Origin of the sequence: Rhizobium sp. M1 (assembly GCF_002531805.1) — a bacterium.
Classification (GTDB): Bacteria; Pseudomonadota; Alphaproteobacteria; order Rhizobiales; family Rhizobiaceae; genus Rhizobium; species Rhizobium etli_C.
Genome location: NZ_NWSW01000003.1, coordinates 61,055 through 81,618, shown reverse-complemented (window position 1 = coordinate 81,618; position 20,564 = coordinate 61,055). Strand labels below are relative to the sequence as shown.

Genomic DNA, 20,564 nt, shown 5'->3' with positions numbered 1-20,564 from the left:
GGTTGCCCGACGGGTCTGCCTGCTGCAACCCACCCGCGCGCCGATTGTTCCCGCGGCGGAGGCGAGGCGGCCTCACGCAAAAATAACCAGTTGGTGAATTCTTTACTTGAACCGCCAAATGGAATCGGCAAAAGTGACGGTGCTATCAATCCTTTCATGGATTTGCCGTCTTTCCGGGCCAGCGTCCGAGCACACATCTATTGGAAAAAATACCGTGAGCAGCGAAGCGTCAACACGCGCGACGAAGCCTTCGGCTTCGATGGCGCTTGCAACTGCGGCAGGCTGGGGCCGAGGCCTCTATACACTGGTGCGCATCACCGTGATGGCCTTCCGCCACCCCTGGCAGGCGGGTTTTGCGATCGGCGCCACGCTCATCGCCTCCACCTTCCAGCTGATGATCCCCCGCCTTCTCGGCCAGGCCGTCGACCACACGCAGATGGCGATGGGCGGCGGTGCGGCGGGCCAGGCGGCGCAGGACGCGCTGCTGACCACGGCCTTGCTGCTGCTCGGGGCCAGCGTGCTGCGCGGCCTCTTCACCATGGTGCAGAACTATTACAGCGAAGCCGTCGGCCACCACATAGGCTACGAGCTGCGCCTGGCCTGCTACGAAAAGATCCAGCGTCTCTCCTTCAGCTTTCACGACACGGTGCATTCCGGCGACCTGATCACCGTCGGCATGCTCGATCTCGAAGGCGTGCGCATGTATTTTTCCACCGCGCTGGTGCGCATGATCCTTCTGTCGATCCTGATCGGCATCGGCGCCTATCTGCTGCTGTCGACCGATGTCGTACTCGGGCTGCTGGCGCTTTCCTTCGTGCCCTTCGTCGGCTGGCGCTCCTCGGTGACGCAGCTCAGGCTGCGCGCCACCTGGCTTGATCTGCAGGAGCGGCTGTCGGTGCTGACCCGCATCATGGAGGAGAACCTCGGCGGTATCCGCGTCGTGCGCGCCTTTGCCGCGCAGGAGCATGAGCTCACCAAATTCGAGGCGGCCTCGAAGAATGCCCTGGCGCTCGCCCATCAGCGCGTCGGCATCCGCGTCACCAATACCAGCGCCATGACCTTCTCCTTCTTCGCCGCCATGGGCCTCGTGCTCTGGATCGGCGGCGGCAAGGTGATGTCGGGCGAGATCACCGTCGGTACGCTCGCCTCGTTCCTGACCTTCATGACCATTCTGCAGATGCCGGTGCGCCAGCTCGGCCTGATGGTCAACGCCTTTGCCCGCGCCTCCACCTGCGGCTCGCGCCTCTTTGCCCTGCTCGACCTCGACATCGCGATCAAGGACGCGCCGGATGCCAGGGAACTGGCGGTGACGGATGGCGTGCTGCGCTTCGAGAATGTCAGCTTCGCCTATCCCGGCTCGGAAAAGCGCACCGTGCTCCACGATGTCTCCTTCGAAGCCCGGCGCGGCCAGACGATCGGCATCGTCGGGCCGCCCGGCAGCGGCAAATCGACCATCGCCCATCTGATCCCGCGTTTCTACGACGTCAGCGGCGGCAGGATCACCATCGACGGCCAGGATATCCGCAAGGCGACGCTGCAGTCGCTGCGCCGCGCCGTTGCCGTCGTGCAGCAGGATTCCTTTCTGTTCACGACGACGATCGAGAACAACATCGCCTATGGCGACCCATGGGCGAAGGAAAGCCGCATCGAACGCGCCAGCGAAAGCGCCCAGCTGCACAATTACGTGCTCGGCCTGCCCACCGGCTACGGCACCGTCGTCGGCGAGCGCGGCGTATCGCTATCCGGCGGCCAGCGGCAACGCCTCTCGATCGCCCGCGCGCTGATGCTGAAGCCGGCGGTGATGGTGTTCGACGATTCGACGGCGGCAATCGACGCGGCGACCGAACAGCGCATCCGCAGCGCCATGCGCCGCTATGCCGCCGACCGGGTGACGATTATCGTCGCCCATCGCCTGAGCTCGCTGATGCATGCCGACCAGATCCTGTTCGTCGAAGACGGAAGGATCGTCGAGCGCGGCACGCATCAGGCGCTGCTTGCGCTCGGCGGCCGCTACAAGGCGCTCTACGACCTGCAGGTGCGGCCGGGCGACGAGGTGCTGAGTGCGTAACTCCCCTCTTCTCCCCACCGGGGAGAAGTGCCGAGCAAAGCGAGGCGATGAGGGGGCGAGGAGCGATAGCGACGAGTGCACTGAGCGGAAGCGAAGGGCAAGCGAGGGCGTGCCGTGTGGCCCCCTCATCCGCCCTGCGGGCACCTTCTCCCCGCTGGGGAGAAGCGCGGACTATCAATTGATGTGCGGACCACCCTCAAGTGATGGCCGCAGGAGGAACGACGATGGCCGAGGAACTGGAAACCGAGCGTCCCGACGTGCGCGAGGATGGGCGCCGGCCGCCGCGGGCGGTGGTCGGTTCGCACCGCGTCGAGGAGGAAATGTTCGGCAAGGCCTTCGACGGCAACATCGTCAAGCGCATCTGGGCTTTCGTCCACCCCTACCGCACCCAGGTGCTCTGGGCGGTCGTCGCCGTCCTGACCTTCACGACGATGCAATTGTTGATCCCGCTGATCATCCGTTACGCCATCGACCACGGCATGTCGCCGGGCGGCAATCCTTCGGCGCTGATTTGGGCGATCGTCGCCTTCGCCATCGCCATCCTTATCAATTATGCGGCAAGCTATGCCCAGGAGACGCTGGTCGGCAATGTCGCGGAAGAGGTGCTCTTCGACATCCGCAAGGCGATGTTCTCGCATCTCCAGCGCGTCTCGCTCTCCTTCATGGACAAGACCGAAGTGGGGCGGCTGATGTCGCGCCTGCAGGGCGACGTCAACTCGATGCAGGAATTCCTCGAAACCTCGGTGCTTTCGGTCGGCGACATCGTGCTGCTCTTCGGCATCGTCTTCGTGATGCTCTATCTGGATTTCAAGCTGGGGCTGCTGACGCTCTCGGTGCTGCCGGTGCTCTTCGTCGTCCGGCTGTTCTGGCTGCCTCTCGCCCGCAAATCCTTCATGGCCGCGCATGAGACCAATTCGGTCGCCAACGGCGCCCTTGCCGAAGCGATCCATGGCGTGCGCGCCGTCCAGAGCATGGACCGGCAGGGCGTCAACTTCACGCTCTACGACGACAAGGCGCACGCCAACCTGAAGACGCATCTGACGGCGGCGCGTTATGCGCAGGTGATGGTGCCGATCGTCGACAGCCTGACGGGCGTGGCAATGGCGCTCGTCATCGTCGTCGGCGGCGCCCGCGTTCTCAACCAGGCGCTCGATGTCGGCGTGCTCGTCGCCTTCCTGTTCTACATCCAGCGCTTCTTCGACCCGATCCGGTCGCTGACCCTGCAATATTCGGTGATGCAGCGCGCCATGGCGTCCGGCCAGCGGCTGACCGAAGTGCTCGACGTGCCGGTCGACATCAAGGACGCCCCCGACGCCAAGACCCTGTCGCGCGACATGGACGGCTCGGTCGAATTCAAGGACGTCGTCTTCGGCTACAATCCGAAGCATCCGGTGCTGAAACATGTGAGCTTCAAGGTCAATCCGGGCGAGACGGTGGCGCTGGTCGGGCCGACGGGTTCCGGCAAATCAAGCTGCATGTCGCTGATCCACCGCTTCTACGATGTGCAGCAGGGCGAGGTGCTGGTCGGCGGCCACGATGTGCGTGACCTGACGCAGGATTCGCTCGGGGCGCAGATCGCCATGGTGCTGCAGGAACCCTTCCTCTTCACCGGCACCGTCTTCGAAAACATCCGCTACCACAAGCTGGAGGCGACGCGCGAGCAGGTGATCGAGGCGGCGAAGGCCGTCGGCGCCCATGATTTCATCATGCGCCTGCCCGATGGCTACGACAGCATTCTCGGCGAGCGCGGCGGCAATCTATCGCTCGGCCAGCGCCAGCTTTTGAGCTTTGCCCGGGCGCTGGTGGCGGACGCGAAGATCCTCGTGCTGGACGAAGCCACCGCCAATATCGACAGCTATACCGAAATGCTGATCCAGAAGGCGCTGGTGAAGCTCTTGGAAAACCGCACCGGCCTGGTCATCGCTCACCGCCTGGCGACGATCCGCGAGGCCGACCGCATCATCGTGCTGCAGAACGGCGAGATCATCGAAAGCGGCGACCATCGCCAGCTGATGAAGAACGGCAAGCTGTACTCCAGGCTCTATAACCTCAATTACGCCTCTTTCGACGATATACCCGAAGATGTGCTGGAGGAGACGACGGCGACGCAATCGGCGACCTGACTGCATTAACGCCTGTCGCAAAGTTTGAACGAACAAACGCCTTGCTGCCGTATTTTCCTCTTATCCGGGACGAGTGCCCACTGAGGAGAATGTTATGAAGAGAATTATTAGCAGCCTGTTGATCGCGACGGCCCTTGTTGGATCGGCTATTCAGCCCGCTGCCGCGCGCGACCGTCATCACGACAATACCGGCCGCATCATCGCCGGCGGCGTAGCCGCAGGTGTCGTCGGCGGCCTGATCGGCGGCGCAATCGCCAATGGTGGCCCGCGCTACGTCGATGAAGGCCCTCGTTATGTCGAGAGCCCCCGCTATGTCGAACCCGAGCCGAGATGCTGGTATGAGGATCGCGACGTCCGCAACCGCTATGACGGCGGCTACCACGCCGAAACCGTGCGGGTCTGCGAGTAGACCTGAAGTTTTTGCAGCGGCGTTGAACCCGTCAGCGCCGCTCGGCTCTCAGCCGAGGTTGCGTCCCGCAGCCTCGGCTTTGTCATTTTATATCAGGGACATCGGCCAAGAATTAGCCCCTCATCCGGCTGCCGCCACCTTCTCCCCGTAAACGGGGCGAAGGGGACAGGCCGCGACCTCTCCGTCCCTCGTCAACGTCTCGCGGGGCACGTCCCCTCGCCCCGTTTACGGGGAGAGGGTTAGGGTGAGGGGCAGCCTTTGGCGTGATTCGGTCGATCATCCCAACGACAATGCCTTCGCAAAAATTTCCCCCGCCCCACCGGCTGTCATCTGCCTGTCAGAGTCGAGCAATAGCTGAGGGCCGATGAATGATAGTTCCATAAATGCCGGCAAAGCGCCGAAAAAAGAACGCATGCGCTTCGTCAGCGCCGAGCAGGTGGCGCAACTGGCGGGCGTTTCGCGCTCGGCCGTCTCGCGCACCTTCACGCCGGGCGCAAGCGTCGCCCCGGCAACGCGCGAAAAGGTGCTGCGGGCGGCTGAAGAGCTCGGCTACCATGTCAACGATCTGGCGCGCGGCGTGCTCGCCAATCAGAGCCGCTTCGTCGGCATCGTCGCAACGCGGCCGGAGGTCGGCTTTCGCGCGCATCTCGCCGCAGCCCTTGCCAAATCGCTGATCCGGCGCGGCAGCATTCCGATCCTCATCAACACCGGTCAGACGGAAGAGGAACTGCTCGCCGCCCAGAAGATGCTGATCGGCCACCGCGCCGAGGCGATCATCATTCTCTCCGGCTCGCCGCCGGCAAGTTTCCTCGAGCTCGCGCAGCGAAACGGCCAGCCGCTCGTCGTCATCGGCCGGTCGGAGCCCGACGCCGACCACGTGCGCGCCGGCAACTCCGAAGCCTCACGCAAGGCGGCGACGGCGTTTTACGACAGCGGCCGGCGGCGGCTGGCGGTCATCGGCTCCAATACGGGAACGCCTGCGATCGTCGAACGCGAAAGCGCCTTCCTTTCGGCGGCGGAGACGCTTGGCGCATCCGTCACCCTCGCCCGCGGCGGCGATTCCGATTATGACGGCGGCGTCACCGCCGGGCGCGCGCTTCTCGCGGAAAAAACAAAGCCCGACGCCATCTTCTGCGCCAATGACCAGATCGCCTTCGGGCTGATGGATGTCCTGCGCCTGGAAGCGCAGCTACGCGTCCCCGAAGATGTCGCCGTCATCGGCTTCGACGACGTGCCGGAATCGGCCTGGCTGAGCTATCAACTGACCACCTTCCGCCAGGACCCGCTGATGATGGCGCAACGCGCCGTCGCGCTGTTGGAGCGGCGGCTGGAAAACCCGGATTCGCCGCCAGCTTACGAACGCGTCATTCCGGAACTCGTCATCCGCCAGAGCTTCAGACCGTAACCTCTTCCCCCATGGCTTTTCGCAGACGCCGTCCTGTGGCAAGAAGGGCGATGACGCGCGGCGCGGCAAGGGAGGACGATCGCCAGAGATGAAGGGAATTCGCCAGCTCGCCGAGCATCTCGACATTTCGATCGGCACCGTATCCCGCGCGCTGAACGGCAAGCCCGACGTCAATGACGAAACGCGCCGGCGCGTGCTCGCCGCCGCCGAAGAGCTCGGTTATGTCGCCAATCAGTCGGGCCGCAGCCTGCGCCAGGGCATGACCAATGTCATCGGGCTGATGCTCGAGGTCAGCCGCGAGACGGTCGAAAACAGCGACGACTTCTTCCTCGGCGTCACCGACGGGCTGCAGAGCGTCTTTTCCCGCCACAAGCTCGATCTGGTCATGCTGCCCTGCCCCGATGACGAGGATCCGCACGAATATCTGAAGCGGATGGTGGCGCGCCGCCTCGTCGATGCGCTGATCATCTCGGCGACACGGCGCACCGACCGGCGCATCGAGCTCCTGGAAAAGGCGCGCATCCCCTTCGTGGCGCTCGGCCGCAGCGCGTCCGGCGGCAGCTATACCTGGATGGACCTCGATTTCGAAGGCGTGGCGGCGCGCGGCGTCGACCGGCTCGTCGCCAAGGGCCACCGGCGGATTGCGGTGGCTGCCCCCTCCTCCGACATCAATCTCGGCTACATCTTCCTCGACAGCTATCGTCAGGCGCTGCAACGCCACGGCCTTGCCTTCGACCCGGCGCTGGTCATCCGCGTCAAGTCGAGCGAACAGGGCGGCTATCAGGCCGGCCACGAATTGCTGATGATCGAAGACCGGCCAACCGCGATCATCCTGATCCACGAGCTGATGGCGATCGGGCTTTACCGCAGGCTGGCCGAGGCCGGCATCGTGCCCGGCCGCGACCTTGCCGTCGTCGGTTTCCGCGAGGAGCCGCGCACGCATTTCCTGCAGCCGTCGCTGACCTCCTTCCGCATGTCGCTGCGCGATCTCGGCGCCCAGCTCGGCGAAACCCTGCTCGCCACCATGCCGGCCTATGCCGAGCATTATCCGCAGGGCGCCCGCAACAGGATCTGGCCGATGGAGTTGGTTCCGGGCGAAAGCGACGCTTTCACACTGACGGGCTGAAGCCTTCAGATCCGGCTCGGCGCCGCCGCAGCCTCCCGGCTCGACAACTGACGCGTCACGAAGAAGACCAAGAGGGCGCCGGCGGCAAGGCAGGCGGCGAGGAAGAACATCGGTGCGATCGTGCTGCCGCTTTCATCCTTGATCCAGGGCACGACGTTCTGGGCGACGAAGCCGCCGAGATTGCCCACCGAATTGATGGCGGCAAGCCCGGCCGCCGCACCCGCCCCTTTCAGGAACCGCGAGGGCAGGCTCCAGAACACCGGCTGCGGCGCGAAGATGCCGGCGGCGGCGACGCAGAGGGAGGCGAATTGCAGCGTGTGGTTCGGGATCAGCGCCGACAGCAGCAGGCAGGCCGCGCCGATGAACGCCGGAATGACGATATAGGGCGTCTTCGATTGCGCCTTGTCGGCCATGGCGGGAACGGCATAGAGCGAGACGGCGACCAGCAGCCAGGGAATGACGTTGAGAAAACCGTTGACGGTGTTGCTGACGCCGAAGGCCTTGACGATGGTCGGCAGCCAGTAACTCAGCCCATAGGCCGATAGCGGAAAGGCGATATAGCAGAGCGCCATCAAAAGGACGCGCGGGTCGACGAGCGCCTTGAAGCCGTCCGACGCATGTTCGCCCATGCCGGCATTTTCCGAGGCGAGCCGGCGTTCGAGCCAGCTCTTCTCCTCGCTGCTCAGGAAGCTCGCATTTTCCGGCCGGCCGGGAAGATAGAAGAAGGTGACAATGCCGGCGATGACGGCGGGAATACCGGTCGCCAGGAACACCCATTCCCAGCCGGCAAAGCCGTAGAGGCCGTCGAGATCGAGCAGCGCGCCGCCGAGCGGTGCGCCGACGGCATTGGCGATCGCGCTGAAGATCATGAACAGGCCAACCATCCGGCCGCGATAGGCCGACGGGAACCACAGCGTCAGGAGATAGAGGACACCGGGAAAGAAGCCGGCTTCGCAGACGCCGAGCAGGAAGCGCAGGATATAGAACATAGCCGCGTTCTGGGTGAAGGCGAGCCCGATGGTGACGAGGCCCCAGGAGACCAGGATGCGGGCGAACCAGACACGCGCGCCGAGCCTGTCGAGGAAGAGATTGCTCGGCACCTCGAAGAGAAAATAGCCGATGAAGAAGAGCGAAGCGCCGAGGCCATAGGCATATTCGCTCAGGCCGAGAGCATCGACCATTTGCAGCTTGGCGAAGCTGACATTCTGCCGGTCGATATAGGCGATCAGATAGAGGATGCCGAGAAACGGCATCAGCTTCCAGGTGATTTTCGAGATCAGCCGCTTCTCATCAACCATGCGTATTCTCCGGAATGATCATGTGCGTCGGAGGAGCGTAGATAGTGCCGCCCGCCAATATTCAATTGGACGAGGTATTTTCTCCGATCCCGCAACCCAGATTGGTGGCCGCATCCGGGGATCGGTGCGGCCGGTCTTTGACTATTCGGCAGCGGCGACGGCGGCGCGGCGGCCGATCGTCGCCTGGGTCAGCACGAAGGCTGCGAAGGCGCAGAGCGCGATGCCAGCGGCCATCGGAACGGCGGTGCCGTCGAAGAACAGGCTCGAGATCACCATGGCGACGGCGGCGATGACGAAATGCAGCGTGCCCATCAGCGACGAGGCGGTGCCGGCGATTGCGCCGTGATCCTCAAGCGCCAGCACCGCGCTCGTCGGGATGACAAGCCCGAGGAAACCGTAACCGATGAACAGGAAGCTCGCCATGACAGGCAGCGCATTGAAGCCCGCAGCCATCATCACCGCCATGACGACCATGGCCAGCGCAAAGGCGCTGACGGCAATCCGCATGACGCGCACCAGGCCGAAACGCTCTCCGAGCCAGCCCGTCGCCTGCGATACCGCAAAGAAGGAGACGGCATTGATCGAGAAGGCGAAGCTGTACTGCGTCGGCGTCAGCTCATAATGCTCAATCAGCACGAAGGGCGAATTGGCGAGATAGACGAGGAAGCTCGAAATACCGAGACCGCCGATGAAGGTCAGTGTCAGGAAGTTGCGGTCGGAAAGCAGCAGCCGGTAGGCGGCCATGGCGCTCCCGAGGCCGCTGCCGCTGCGCTCGGTGGCCGGGCGCGTCTCGTCAAGCTGGGTGGCAAGCAGGACGAGGCCGATCAGGGCGGCTGCTGTCACGGCCCAGAACACGCCGCGCCAGCCGTAGAATTCGATGACGGCGCTGCCGGTCAGCGGCGCCAGGATCGGCGAGATCGAGAAGACCAGCATCAGCAGCGACATCAGGCGCGCGGCCTGAACGCCGGTATGCATGTCGCGGACGATGGCGCGCGGAATGACCATGCCGGCGGCACCGCCGAAGCCCTGGACGAAACGGAAGGCGATCAGTGTTTCGATATCGGTCGCAAGCGCGCAGCCGACCGAGGCGAGCGCGAAGAGGCCGATGCCGAGATAGAGCGGCAGCTTGCGGCCCCACATATCGGACAGAGGACCATAGAAGAGCTGGGCGAGCGCGAAGGAGATGAAGAAGGCGAGCAAGGTCAGCTGGGTGACATTATTATTGGCCCGCAGGTCCTGGCCGATCGAAGGCAGCGCCGGCAGATACATGTCGATGGCAAAGGGGCCGATGGCCGACAAAAGGCCGAGAATGAGCGCAATGCGAAAGAAGGAAGCCGTCATAATGGTGATCTTTCATAAAAGCGAAGCGGAGCGCCGGATCGTCACTCCGCCGCATTGCTCTTAGGGGTTCAATGATGATCGTTCGCGCGAAGACGAAGTTGGGAGCTCATATCTTCAGCGGCTGAACCAGGAGTGTCAATAAATTTGGACACTGATGTAAAACTAGACGCCATTGTCTAAAACGTCAAGACGTCTTATCTTCGCTCGCATGAAAGATCGCATGACACCGGCAGGCCGGATGACGGGACATACCCAGCGCGGGCAATGCGCCAAGCGCATGTCCATCCTCGATGCCGCCGCCGACGTCTTCTGCCGCCAGGGTTTCGCCGCCGCCAGCATCGATGAGATCGCCGCCGTCGCCTGTGTCTCCCGGCAGACGATCTACAACCACTATCGCGAGAAGGAAACGCTGTTCGTCGCCGTCGTCGAGGACGTCATGAACCGCGCCAACGCCATGCTCTTCTCCGTGCTGTCGGCCTTCCCTGACAATGCCGACAATCTCGAGGACGACCTGACGGCCTTCGTCGTGCGCCTCAACAAGAACTGCCTCTGCAACCATGACGGAAAATTCCTGCGCAAGCTGGTGCAGACGGAGGGCGAGCGCTATCCGCACCTCTTCGAGAGCTGGCGCCAGCACGGGCCCGGCAAGCTGACCACCGCGCTTTCCGCGCTTCTCGCGCGGCTGGCGCAAAAGGGAGCTCTCGTCATCGACGATTTCGACGTCGCCGCCCGGCAGTTCGTCGCGCTCGCCAATGCCGACCTGCAGATGATGACCCTTTTCGGGGGAACTCCGAGCGACGCGGAACTGGAAAAGGCAGCGCGCAACGCGGTGTGTACCTTTCTCAGGGCCTATGGCGGCCCGAAGGCCGAAAAGGCCGAGGCTCAGCTGCAGCTTGCCGCTTTGTCCGGCTGATCAAGCGCTTCCGATCACGCAAAAACCGTCATCTGCGCCGGCACGACCGCGAACATGCCGACGCGGCGCGCGGCAAGATATTTCACCAGCTGTTCGACAACCGAGGGCATGACTGGCTTCTGGACGACGCCGACCGCCCCCTTGACGCCGTCGGCGACGCTCTCGGGATTGCCGGTCATGAAGACGACGGCGATGCCGTGCTCTTCGGCCAGCCGCCTGCCGAGCTCGGGCCCGGTCGGGCCGTCGGCAAGATTGACGTCGACGAAGGCGATATCGGCCGACGGCGCCAGTCGCAGCGCCTGTTCGCGATCATTCGCCAGGCCGGCGACCTGCATGCCCATGCCTTCCACCGTCGCGCCGAGATCGAGTGCGATGAGGAATTCATCTTCGACGATCAATACGCGCTGTTTCATGAGATCATCCCGTTGCCAGCGCCGCACGACATTGGTGGCCATGATACGTCCCCTTGTTACGCCATACTTCGAAAGAAGGATCCGCTCCGGCAGCCTGTGCTGCTCGAAACTCATTGTCGTAACGGGCAACTTGACGATATGTTCCGCCGTGAAACGCGATTTCCCGGATTTAAGATATTGTTAACGTTGATAAAATCTTAACCGAAAGCCGGCAAAGCAAAAACCGGTGCTCGATCGTGTTCAATCCCGGGCCCGCGCTTCTTGATGCGGGCGCAATGATACGATTTGATTATTCCATTGCTTTTGGAGGATCCCGTTGAGAACCAAGCTTATCGTCCTTGCCCTCGTGGCGATCAGCCTTTTCGCCTATACCAAGGTGATGGCCAGGATCGGCTCGGGCTCGCCGCCTCCGGATGCACCGCTGGAGCAACGCGCCGACCTCATCCGTGTTTATAAATCCGAACGCCGCATGGTTCTTCTCAGAGCGGACGCTCCCATCGCGACATATCGGATTTCGCTCGGGAGGGCGGCGGATGCCGGCCCCAAGCAGCGCGAAGGCGACGAAAAAACACCGGAAGGGCGCTATGAAATAGACTGGCGCAATCCGAAATCCATGGCGCATCTGAGCCTGCACATTTCCTATCCGAAGCCGGAAGAGCAGCGCGCAGCTCAAGTGAACGGCTTTCCGCCCGGCGGCAACATCATGATCCACGGGCTGCCCAATGGCTGGGGCCTGCTCGGAGACGTTCACCGCCTGTTGGATTGGACGGATGGCTGTATCGCAGTCACCAACGCGGAGATGCGCGATATCTGGGCCCGCGTGCCCGACCATACGCCGATCGACATCATGCCCTGACGATCAATCAGCCCTTCGCCTTCCCGACGAGGACCGGCTCGCTGCGGTAGTCGGCCGGAAACAGCGACTTCAGGTTCTCGATTTTCGGCAGGTCGTTGTAGACGATATAGGGATAGGTCGGGTTGAGCGTCAGGAAATCCTGATGATAGGCCTCGGCCGGATAGAAGCCGGCGGCATCCGATACTTTGGTGACGATCGGTTGCTGGAAGACATGCGCCCTGTCGAGCTGATCGATATAGCGTTCGGCGACCTTGCGCTGCTGCGGATTGGAGACGAACAGCGCCGAGCGATACTGCGTGCCCCGGTCAGGTCCCTGGAAATTCAGTTGCGTCGGGTTGTGCGCCACGGAGAAGAAGATCTGAAGCAACCTGCCGTAGCTTATCTTTTTCGGGTCGAACCGCACCTCGACGGCTTCGGCGTGACCTGTCGAGCCGGTGCTGACAGTTTCGTACTGCGCCGTTTTCGCCTCGCCGCCGGCATAACCGGAGACGGCGCTCTCGACGCCCTTGACGTGCTGGAAGACGCCCTGGACGCCCCAGAAACAGCCGCCGGCGAAAATGGCGGTCTCGGTGCCCGATGTGGCGGTTTCGTCGATATCAGGCGGCGGGATGACGACCGCCTCCTCGGCGGCGCCCGCTGCACTCACACCGAGTAAGACAACAGCGGCGGCAAGGAGCGCGGCGAAGCGCCTGCGGTGGAAAGACATGGACATGGCGCGACCTCCTGCGAGTTGTCCAAATCCTTGCGCATCCTTGCAAAAGCGGCAAATCACAAGGCGATCACTCACGCCGATGTGACAACCAAAAGAAAGTGGCTGTGCGAAGTTGAAACAGCGCTCAAGTTGAGTTGACAATCGCGTGAGGAGTGAGGAGAGTGCCGCCGGTTAGAGCCAGCATCGCCTGTATCCTTGGGGGGAACCTATGTCCGTGCGCTCGTTCTTTGCTTTCGCCAGCATCGCATTTTTGTCCGTGATCACCGTCAGCTTTCCAGCCGCCGCCGCGGAGACGAAGCGTGACATTCAGACGATCAAGGACGCCGATTTCTTCGGCTTCGATCTTCGCACCGAGCAGAACGTCTCGCTCGATCAGTGCAAGACCTCCTGCATCGGCGACAAGAGCTGCAAGGCCTTCACCTACAATCCCAAGGTGAAATGGTGCTTCCTCAAATCCGATTTCAAGACGATGAACGCCTTCCCCGGCGCCATCGCCGGCAAGATCGTCGAGACGGCCGCCCAGAAGGAGCCGGATATCGGCGCGGCGCCGCGCCTGACCTTCCTGACCAACGACCTGATCCAGCAGGCCCACGACTTCAGGGACAATCTTGCCCTGACCGACGCCCAGCAGGGCCAGAGCGTCGACAGCCTGACGGCCAGCGCCCGTCTCGACATGACCGCCAACAATCTGACCGACGCGCTGATCGCCTTCCACGGCGCGCTGTCGATCACCCCCGGTGATGCCGATCTCTGGCTCGAAACCGCCCGCGCCGCCGCTTCGCTCGGCAGCGCCCAGACCGGCACGAGCGGCCAGGCCGTGCTCGACGCGCTGAACGGCTACGAGCTGACCCGCACCAAGGCCAAGCGCGCCGAGGCGCTCGCCGTGCTCGCCGACGCCCTGGACCGAAACGCCAATTACCGCCCGGCCCTCCACGCCTACAAGGCTAGCCTGGAGCTGGTTGCCTCCGACGATGTGCAGGCGGCCTATCTGCAGCTGAAGGCGACGCAGGGCTTCCGCATCACCGAACACACGGTCGATGCCGACAGCGCCACACCGCGGGCCTGCGCCACCTTCTCCGAGTCGCTCGTCAAGACCACCGACTACACGCCCTTCGTGACGCTCAACGGCGCCGCTCCCAAGGCGGTGGAAACCAAGGACAAGCAGATCTGCGTCGAGGGACTGACGCACGGCGAGACCTATAAGATCGCCTTCCGCACCGGCCTGCCGTCGTCGGTCGACGAGACCCTTGAAGCGCCCGTCAGCATCGACGTCTACATCAAGGACCGCAGCCAGATGGTGCGGTTTACCGGCGATAGCTTCGTGCTGCCCTCGACGGCGCGCCGCGGCATTCCGATCGTCTCGGTCAACCTCACCTCGGCCAACCTCAAGCTCTACCGCATCGGCGATCGCGCCATCGCACCGCTGTTGGCCAACTCGCAGTTCCTGAGCCAGCTCGACGGCTATAGCGCCCAGAACATCCAGGACCAGAACGGCGAACTGGTCTGGCAGGGCTCGATCGACATCGCCAATGATCTCAACAAGGACATCGTCACCAGCTTCCCGGTCGACGAGGCGCTGCCCGAGCGCAAGCCCGGCATCTACGTGCTGACCGCGACGGCGCCGAACGCCCCGTCGCAGGAGTGGGATTCGCAGGCGACGCAATGGTTCCTCGTCTCCGATATCGGCATCACCACCTATGCCGGCACCGACGGCCTCAACGTCTTCGCCCGCTCGCTCGCCTCGGCCAAGCCGATGTCAGGCGTCGAGCTGCAGCTGCTCGCCAAGAACAATGAAGTGCTCGGCACCGCGACGACCGACGAAAACGGCCGCGCCACCTTCACCGCCGGCCTGATCCGCGGCACGGCGGCGCTGACGCCCGCCGTCATCGCCGCCAAGAACGGCACGTCGGACTATGTCTTCCTCGACATGACCCGGGCCGGCTTCGATCTCTCCGACCGCGGCGTCACCGGCCGCCCCGCACCCGGCGCGATCGATGTGCTGACCTTCACCGAACGCGGCATCTACCGCGCCGGCGAGACGGTGCATGCCCAGGCGCTTGCCCGCGACACCGACGGCAACGCCATCGAGAACCTGCCGCTCACCTTCATCTTCAGCCGCCCGGACGGCGTCGAAGACCGGCGGGTCGTCAGCCAGACCAGCAATCTCGGCGGCTATTCCGTCGATTTCGCCACCCAGGAAAACGCCATGCGCGGCACCTGGACGATGAACATCTATACCGATCCCAAGGGCAGCGCGATCGCCAGCAAAAGTTTCCTCGTCGATGATTTCGTGCCCGATCGCACCGACATGGAGATCAAGACCGAAGCCAAGGAAATCGGCCCTGATACGCCGGCGAATATTACGATTTCGGGCAAGTATCTCTACGGCGCCCCGGCCGTCGGCCTGACGCTCGAAGGCGACGTCGTCGTCAAGCCGACGCGTGAGAGCGCCGCCTATAAGGGCTTCCAGTTCGGGCTTGCCGACGAGGAAGCGAGCGAAGATTCCCGCCTGCCGATCGACGGCCTGCCGGAACTCGACGAGAACGGGCAAGCCTCGACCGACCTCACCGTCGGCGATCTGCCGGCAACGACGCAGCTGCTCAACGCCACCGTCTATATCAGGATGCAGGAAGCGGGCGGGCGCGCCATCGAACGCTCGCTTGTCATTCCGGTGAAGAACGAGCGCGCGACGATCGGCATCAAGCCGGAATTTTCCGACGAGCTGCCCGAGAATTCGATCGCCAACTTCACGGTGATCGGCGTCAGCGCCGATGGCAAGAAGCAGGAGAGCAAGGGGCTGCGCTGGAAATTCTACAGCCTCAACCGCCAATACCAATGGTATCGCGAGGGAACCACCTGGAAATATGAGCCGGTCTATACCGCCGAGCAGATTTCCGACGGCAGCGTCGACGCGACGATGGACGGCGGCAAGATCTCCGTGCCGGTGACATGGGGCCGCTATCGCCTCGAGGTGGAAAGTCCGGATGCCGACGGTCCGACCTCCAGCGTCGAGTTCGATGCCGGCTGGTTCGTGAGCTCGACCTCGACCGAAACGCCGGACGGCTTGGAAATCGCCCTCGACAAGGACAGCTACAAGATCGGCGAGACGGCCAAGCTGAAAGTCACCTCGCGCTACGGCGGCGAGCTGATGGTGACGGCAGGAACCGAAAAGCTGGTCGCCGTGCAGAATGCGACGATCGGCGAAACCGGCGGCGAGATCGAAATCCCCGTCACCGCCGACTGGGGCGCCGGCGCCTATGTGACCGCGACCCTCTTCCGTCCCGGCGACGCCCAGGACAGCCACATGCCGATGCGCTCGATCGGCATCCAATGGCTGAAGGTCGATCCCGAACAGCGCGCCCTGCAGGTCAAACTCGACACACCGGAAAAGATGCTGCCGCGCGGACCGTTGAACATCGGCCTGCAGGTGGCCGGTGCGGGCGCCAATGAGGATGCCTATGTCACGGTTGCCGCCGTCGATGTCGGCATTCTCAACCTGACGCGCTACGAACCGCCGAATCCGGAAGACTGGTATTTCGGCCAGCGCCAGCTGGGCCTCGAAATCCGCGATCTCTATGGCCGGCTGATCGACGGTTCGCTGGGTGCCACCGGCAAGCTCCGGACCGGCGGTGACGGCGGCGCCATTGCGCTGCAGGCAAGCCCGCCGACGCAGAAGCTCGTTGCCTTCTTCTCCGGACCGGTGAAGCTCGACGCCGAAGGCAAGGCCAACGTCTCCTTCGACATTCCGCAATTCAACGGCACGGCGCGCGTCATGGCGGTGGCATGGTCGAAGACCGGTGTCGGCCACGGCGTCAAGGATGTCATCATCCGTGATCCGGTCGTCGTGACCGCGAGCCTGCCGAAATTCCTCGCCCCCGGCGACAAGGCCGATCTGCGCCTCGACATCGCCAATACCGATGCGCCGGCCGGCGACTTCAAACTGCAGCTGACCGGCAACGAGGCGGTCGGCATCGAGCAGGCCTCCGCCGCGCAGACGATCCGCCTCGAGGCCGGCGCAAAGACGGAGCTGACGCTTTCGCTGATCGGCAGGCAGCCGGGCGCCGGCAGCGTCTCGATCAACCTCTCCGACGCCTCCGGCCTTTCGCTCGACCAGATCGTCGACCTGCCGGTGCGCCCGGCATCCCTGCCGATCACCCAACGCAGGGTGCTGGCGCTGAAACCGGGGGCAAAACTCACCGTCGACAAGAACCTCTTGGCCGACAGCGTGCTGCCCGGGGCCGCAATCAGCGTCAACGTCACCCGTTCGGCCGCCTTCGACATTCCGGCGCTGCTGATGACGCTCGACCGCTATCCCTTCGGCTGCGCCGAGCAGACCACCAGCCGGGCGCTGCCGCTGCTCTACTTCGCCGAAGTGGCGAAGCAGGCCGGCATCGAAAACGACGCCGACGTGCACAAGCGCGTGCAGGACGCGATCTACCGCGTCCTCTCCTACCAGGCCTCGGCCGGCAGCTTCGGCCTCTGGGGGCCGGATTCGGGCGACGTCTGGCTCGATTCCTACGTCACCGATTTCCTGACGCGAGCCCGCGAAATGAAATATGACGTGCCGGAACGGGCCTTCGTGCAGGCGCTCGAAAACCTGCAGAATACCCTCTCCTACACCACCGACATCAAGGGTCAGGGCGACCAGATCGCCTATGCCGTCTATGTGCTGGCCCGCAACAAGAAGGCCGCGATCAGCGATCTGCGTTATTACGCCGATACGATGATCAACGACTTCCCGACGCCGCTCGCCAAGGCGCATATCGCCGCCGCATTGGCGCTCTACGGCGACGCCCAGCGCTCGAAGAACATCTTCCTCGACGCGCTGCAGATGTCGCAGCAGTCGATGGTGTCGCGCGTGAACCTGTCGCGTACCGATTACGGCACGATCCTGCGCGACGGCGCGGCGATCCTGGCGCTTGCCGCCGAAAGCCGGCCGGTGCCGCCTGTCATCCCGGATCTTGCCAAGGCCGTTGCCAAGGAATGGGGTCGCAGCAAATACAAGAGCACCCAGGAAGAAACCTGGATGCTGCTGGCCGCCCGCGCCATCCAGGGTGGCGATGACGGGTTGAAGGTCGACGTCAACGGCGCGGCGCACACCGGCGCCTATATGGCCCGGATGACCGGCGAGGCGCTCGCCGGCCATCCGCTGACGCTGACCAACCAGACGAACGACGCGGTCTCGGCCATCGTCACCACCGTTGCCGCTCCGACCGTGCCGCTGCCGGCTGGCGGCGACGGCTTCCTCATCGAGCGCAGCTATTACACGCTCGACGGCGAGCAGGCGAATGTCAGCGAGGCCAAGCAGAACGAACGCTATGTCGTCGTCATCCACGTGCGCGAGACCAACGACTGGCCGTCGCGCATCGTCATCACCGACCTCCTGCCGGCCGGTTTCGAGATCGACAATCCGAACCTCGTCGACAGCGCCCAGATGACGAATTTCGACTGGATCGGCGAAATCTCCGCCGCCCATACCGAATTCCGCTACGACCGCTTCGTCGCCGCTTTCAACCGTGCGGCCGGCGACAATCGTGAATTCAACGTCGCCTATGTCGTGCGCGCCGTCACCCCCGGCACCTACGACCATCCGGCCGCAAGCGTCGAGGACATGTATCGGCCCGAGCTTTCGGCCCGCACGGCGACCGGCAAGATGGAGGTCGTGGCGGCGCAACAATGAGGCTGTGGCGCAAGTTTGCCATCGGATCCGCCGCCGGCATCATTCTTGCCGGCGGGGCTCTCCTTGCGCTCGACGCCGCCGACAAGGCCTTTCCGCCGCCGCTCGACAAGGCGGATATGCTTTCCCCGGAAGTGCTGGATGCCGACGGGCAGTTGTTGCGCGCCTTCGCGACGGCCGAAGGCCGCTGGCGGCTGAAGACTGGAGTCGCCGATGTCGATCCGCAATTCCTGCGCATGCTTGTTGCCTATGAGGATCAGCGTTTCTACGATCACGGCGGCGTCGACGTCTGGGCCCTCGGGCGGGCCAGCCTGCAATTCGTCCGCAATGGCCGAATTGTCTCCGGCGCCTCGACGCTGTCAATGCAGGTGGCGCGGCTGATCGAGCCACGCGCGGAACGCTCGTTTTCGGCAAAACTGCTGCAGCTCGCCCGCGCCGTGCAGATCGAACGGCGGCTGTCGAAGCAAGAGATTCTCGATCTCTATCTCACCCATGCGCCCTATGGCGGCAATCTGGAAGGCGTGCGCGCCGCAAGCCTCGCCTATTTCGGCAAGGAGCCGCGCCGCCTGACGGTCGCCGAAGCCGCCCTGCTCGTCGCCCTGCCGCAATTGCCGGAACGGCGCCGGCCGGACCGCAATCTCCAGGCGGCGCAAGAGGCGCGCAAGCGCGTGCTCGAGCGCGCCGCGGTGGCCGAGGCCGTCGGCGATGGCGAGGCGGAGCGGGCCGAAGCTGTCGCGATCCCCATGCGGCGCATGCAGCTGCCGGCATTGGCCGCCCATGTGGCCGAAGCCGCGCTGCGCAAGCAGCCTGATGTGCTCAAGCATCAGACGACCCTGAAGAAGCCGGTGCAGCAAGGGCTGGAAGCGGTCGCCCGGGCCGCGGCCATGAAGCTCGGGCCGAAGCTTTCGCTCGCCATGGTGATGGCCGATGCCCAGACCGGGGCGATCGTCGGCGAGGTCGGCTCGGCCGATTATTTCGACGCCAGCCGCTCCGGCTGGATCGATATGACGCGCGTCAACCGCTCGCCCGGCTCGACGCTGAAGCCCTTCATCTACGGACTTGCCTTCGAGCAAGGCCTCGTCTCTCAGGAGACGATCATCGAAGACCGGCCGGCCGATTTCTTCGGCTACCGGCCGCGCAATTTCGACATGAGCTACCAGGGCGACGTCACCGTGCGCGAGGCCTTGCAACTCTCCTTGAATGTGCCGGCCGTCAAGCTGCTCGACGCCGTCGGGCCGTCGCGGCTGCTGGTGCGCTTCCGCCGCGCCGAAGTGCGTCCGGCCCTGCCGCCGAACGAGACGCCGGGCCTTGCGATCGGTCTTGGCGGCGTCGGCATCACGCTGAAGGATCTGGTGCAGCTCTATACGGCGCTCGCCAATCGCGGTCAGCCGGCAAGGCTCGGCGACGGCATCACCGGCACACCTGGCAAGCTCGACGGCGAACCGCTGCTCGAGCCGGTGGCGGTCTGGAACGTCGCCGATATTCTCTCCGGCGTCATTCCCCCCGCCGGCGCGCCGCAGCGCGGCATCGCCTACAAGACCGGCACCAGCTACGGCTATCGCGACGCCTGGTCGGTCGGCTATGACGGACGCTATGTGCTCGGCGTCTGGGTCGGGCGGCCCGACAACAGCGCCGTGCCCGGCCTGACCGGCTATGGCACCGCCGCACCGATCCTGTTCGAGGCTTTCGCCAAGTCAGGCATCGCGACGACGCCCTTGCCGCGACCTCCGGCCGGAGCCGTGCGCATCGCCCAATCGGAGCTTCCGATCAGCCAGCGGCGTTTTGCGCTGAATGCCAGCGGCCTGCTCGTCGCCTCCGGACGCGAACCCGCGCCGCAGATTGTCTATCCGCCCGAAGGCGCCCATATCGATCTCGGTGCAAAAGGCGGCGATCTGTCGCCGTTGATGCTGAAGCTGCAGGGCGGCCGCGCGCCCTTCCGCTGGCTTGCCAACGGCAAGCCGCTGCCCGACCTTTCGCGCCGGCGCACCCAGCAATGGCAGCCCGACGGCGGCGGCTATTCGAAACTGACCGTCATCGACTCCGCCGGACGAGCCGCGAGCGTCGGCGTCTTCATCGACTAAAGCCCTTTGTTTTGATGCATGTCGTTGTCCCGGAACCGCTGCACACTTCCGGACGACATGCATTAGCGCACAAGACACGCGGCGCCACGAGGGAACAAAAACCCGGCCACAACCGTTGAAAAGGGTCTCCCTCCAACGTCAG

The 20,564-nt window shown here is 64.1% G+C and carries 13 protein-coding genes; 9 read left to right on the top strand and 4 right to left on the bottom strand.

All coding sequences use genetic code 11. The annotated features are described in order from the left end of the window. Positions 1-106: 106 nt before the first annotated feature. From CO655_RS04305 to CO655_RS04285, 5 genes are all read left to right on the top strand, one after another. Entirely contained in the window at positions 107-2,068 is a 1,962-nt protein-coding gene (locus CO655_RS04305; RefSeq protein ID WP_176539217.1) for an ABC transporter ATP-binding protein, read from the top strand. A 224-nt stretch (positions 2,069-2,292) separates the two neighbouring features. Next, complete coding sequence (locus CO655_RS04300; protein ID WP_097606682.1) at positions 2,293-4,191, top strand: ABC transporter ATP-binding protein; 1,899 nt, start codon at positions 2,293-2,295, stop codon at positions 4,189-4,191. A 94-nt stretch (positions 4,192-4,285) separates the two neighbouring features. Next, complete coding sequence (locus tag CO655_RS04295) at positions 4,286-4,600, top strand: hypothetical protein (RefSeq protein WP_097606683.1); 315 nt, start codon at positions 4,286-4,288, stop codon at positions 4,598-4,600. 364 nt (positions 4,601-4,964) lie between these two features. Next, the gene (locus CO655_RS04290) at positions 4,965-6,005 is read left to right on the top strand and encodes a LacI family DNA-binding transcriptional regulator (protein WP_097663919.1); all 1,041 of its coding nucleotides are present in this window, start codon (positions 4,965-4,967) and stop codon (positions 6,003-6,005) included. Positions 6,006-6,093: 88 nt separating this feature from the next. Beyond that, a complete protein-coding gene (locus CO655_RS04285) occupies positions 6,094-7,131 on the top strand; it encodes a LacI family DNA-binding transcriptional regulator (protein ID WP_097606684.1) in 1,038 nt (345 codons plus the stop codon). A 5-nt stretch (positions 7,132-7,136) separates the two neighbouring features. Here CO655_RS04285 and CO655_RS04280 read toward each other — a convergent pair whose 3' ends face one another. Together CO655_RS04280 and CO655_RS04275 are read right to left on the bottom strand one after the other, a co-directional pair. Beyond that, positions 7,137-8,429 carry an MFS transporter gene (locus tag CO655_RS04280; RefSeq protein ID WP_097606685.1) on the bottom strand — a complete coding sequence of 431 codons (1,293 nt, stop codon included), beginning with the start codon at positions 8,427-8,429 and terminating at the stop codon, positions 7,137-7,139. Positions 8,430-8,570: 141 nt separating this feature from the next. Next, positions 8,571-9,770, bottom strand: coding sequence for a multidrug effflux MFS transporter (locus CO655_RS04275; protein WP_097663918.1), 1,200 nt, complete (start codon positions 9,768-9,770; stop codon positions 8,571-8,573). A gap of 172 nt (positions 9,771-9,942) precedes the next feature. Between CO655_RS04275 and CO655_RS04270 the strand changes: the two genes are divergently transcribed. Continuing rightward, entirely contained in the window at positions 9,943-10,683 is a 741-nt protein-coding gene (locus tag CO655_RS04270) for a TetR/AcrR family transcriptional regulator (protein WP_097663917.1), read from the top strand. Positions 10,684-10,697: 14 nt separating this feature from the next. Here CO655_RS04270 and CO655_RS04265 read toward each other — a convergent pair whose 3' ends face one another. Beyond that, complete coding sequence (locus tag CO655_RS04265; protein WP_097664071.1) at positions 10,698-11,138, bottom strand: response regulator; 441 nt, start codon at positions 11,136-11,138, stop codon at positions 10,698-10,700. Between the two features lie 274 nt (positions 11,139-11,412). Between CO655_RS04265 and CO655_RS04260 the strand changes: the two genes are divergently transcribed. Beyond that, the gene (locus tag CO655_RS04260; RefSeq protein WP_097606688.1) at positions 11,413-11,952 is read left to right on the top strand and encodes a L,D-transpeptidase family protein; all 540 of its coding nucleotides are present in this window, start codon (positions 11,413-11,415) and stop codon (positions 11,950-11,952) included. Positions 11,953-11,959: 7 nt separating this feature from the next. Here CO655_RS04260 and msrA read toward each other — a convergent pair whose 3' ends face one another. Next, the gene (msrA, locus tag CO655_RS04255) at positions 11,960-12,664 is read right to left on the bottom strand and encodes a peptide-methionine (S)-S-oxide reductase MsrA (protein WP_097663916.1); all 705 of its coding nucleotides are present in this window, start codon (positions 12,662-12,664) and stop codon (positions 11,960-11,962) included. Positions 12,665-12,872: 208 nt separating this feature from the next. Here msrA and CO655_RS04250 point away from each other — a divergent pair, with 208 nt between their 5' ends. Continuing rightward, positions 12,873-18,344, top strand: coding sequence for an alpha-2-macroglobulin family protein (locus CO655_RS04250; RefSeq protein ID WP_097663915.1), 5,472 nt, complete (start codon positions 12,873-12,875; stop codon positions 18,342-18,344). After that, positions 18,341-20,422 carry a penicillin-binding protein 1C gene (gene pbpC / locus CO655_RS04245; RefSeq protein WP_097663914.1) on the top strand — a complete coding sequence of 694 codons (2,082 nt, stop codon included), beginning with the start codon at positions 18,341-18,343 and terminating at the stop codon, positions 20,420-20,422. The genes CO655_RS04250 and pbpC overlap by 4 nt, the downstream gene beginning before the upstream one ends. The last annotated feature ends 142 nt before the right edge of the window (positions 20,423-20,564 follow it).

What these genes read in the sequence shown, in the direction of transcription:
- CO655_RS04300 (WP_097606682.1), top strand. Translation starts at nt 2,293, where the DNA reads ATGGCCGAGGAACTGGAAACCGAGCGTCCCGACGTGCGCGAGGATGGG.
- CO655_RS04295 (WP_097606683.1), top strand. Translation starts at nt 4,286, where the DNA reads ATGAAGAGAATTATTAGCAGCCTGTTGATCGCGACGGCCCTTGTTGGA.
- CO655_RS04290 (WP_097663919.1), top strand. Translation starts at nt 4,965, where the DNA reads ATGAATGATAGTTCCATAAATGCCGGCAAAGCGCCGAAAAAAGAACGC.
- CO655_RS04285 (WP_097606684.1), top strand. Translation starts at nt 6,094, where the DNA reads ATGAAGGGAATTCGCCAGCTCGCCGAGCATCTCGACATTTCGATCGGC.
- CO655_RS04280 (WP_097606685.1), bottom strand. Translation starts at nt 8,429, where the DNA reads ATGGTTGATGAGAAGCGGCTGATCTCGAAAATCACCTGGAAGCTGATG.
- CO655_RS04275 (WP_097663918.1), bottom strand. Translation starts at nt 9,770, where the DNA reads ATGACGGCTTCCTTCTTTCGCATTGCGCTCATTCTCGGCCTTTTGTCG.
- CO655_RS04265 (WP_097664071.1), bottom strand. Translation starts at nt 11,138, where the DNA reads ATGGCCACCAATGTCGTGCGGCGCTGGCAACGGGATGATCTCATGAAA.
- msrA (WP_097663916.1), bottom strand. Translation starts at nt 12,664, where the DNA reads ATGTCCATGTCTTTCCACCGCAGGCGCTTCGCCGCGCTCCTTGCCGCC.
- CO655_RS04250 (WP_097663915.1), top strand. Translation starts at nt 12,873, where the DNA reads ATGTCCGTGCGCTCGTTCTTTGCTTTCGCCAGCATCGCATTTTTGTCC.
- pbpC (WP_097663914.1), top strand. Translation starts at nt 18,341, where the DNA reads ATGAGGCTGTGGCGCAAGTTTGCCATCGGATCCGCCGCCGGCATCATT.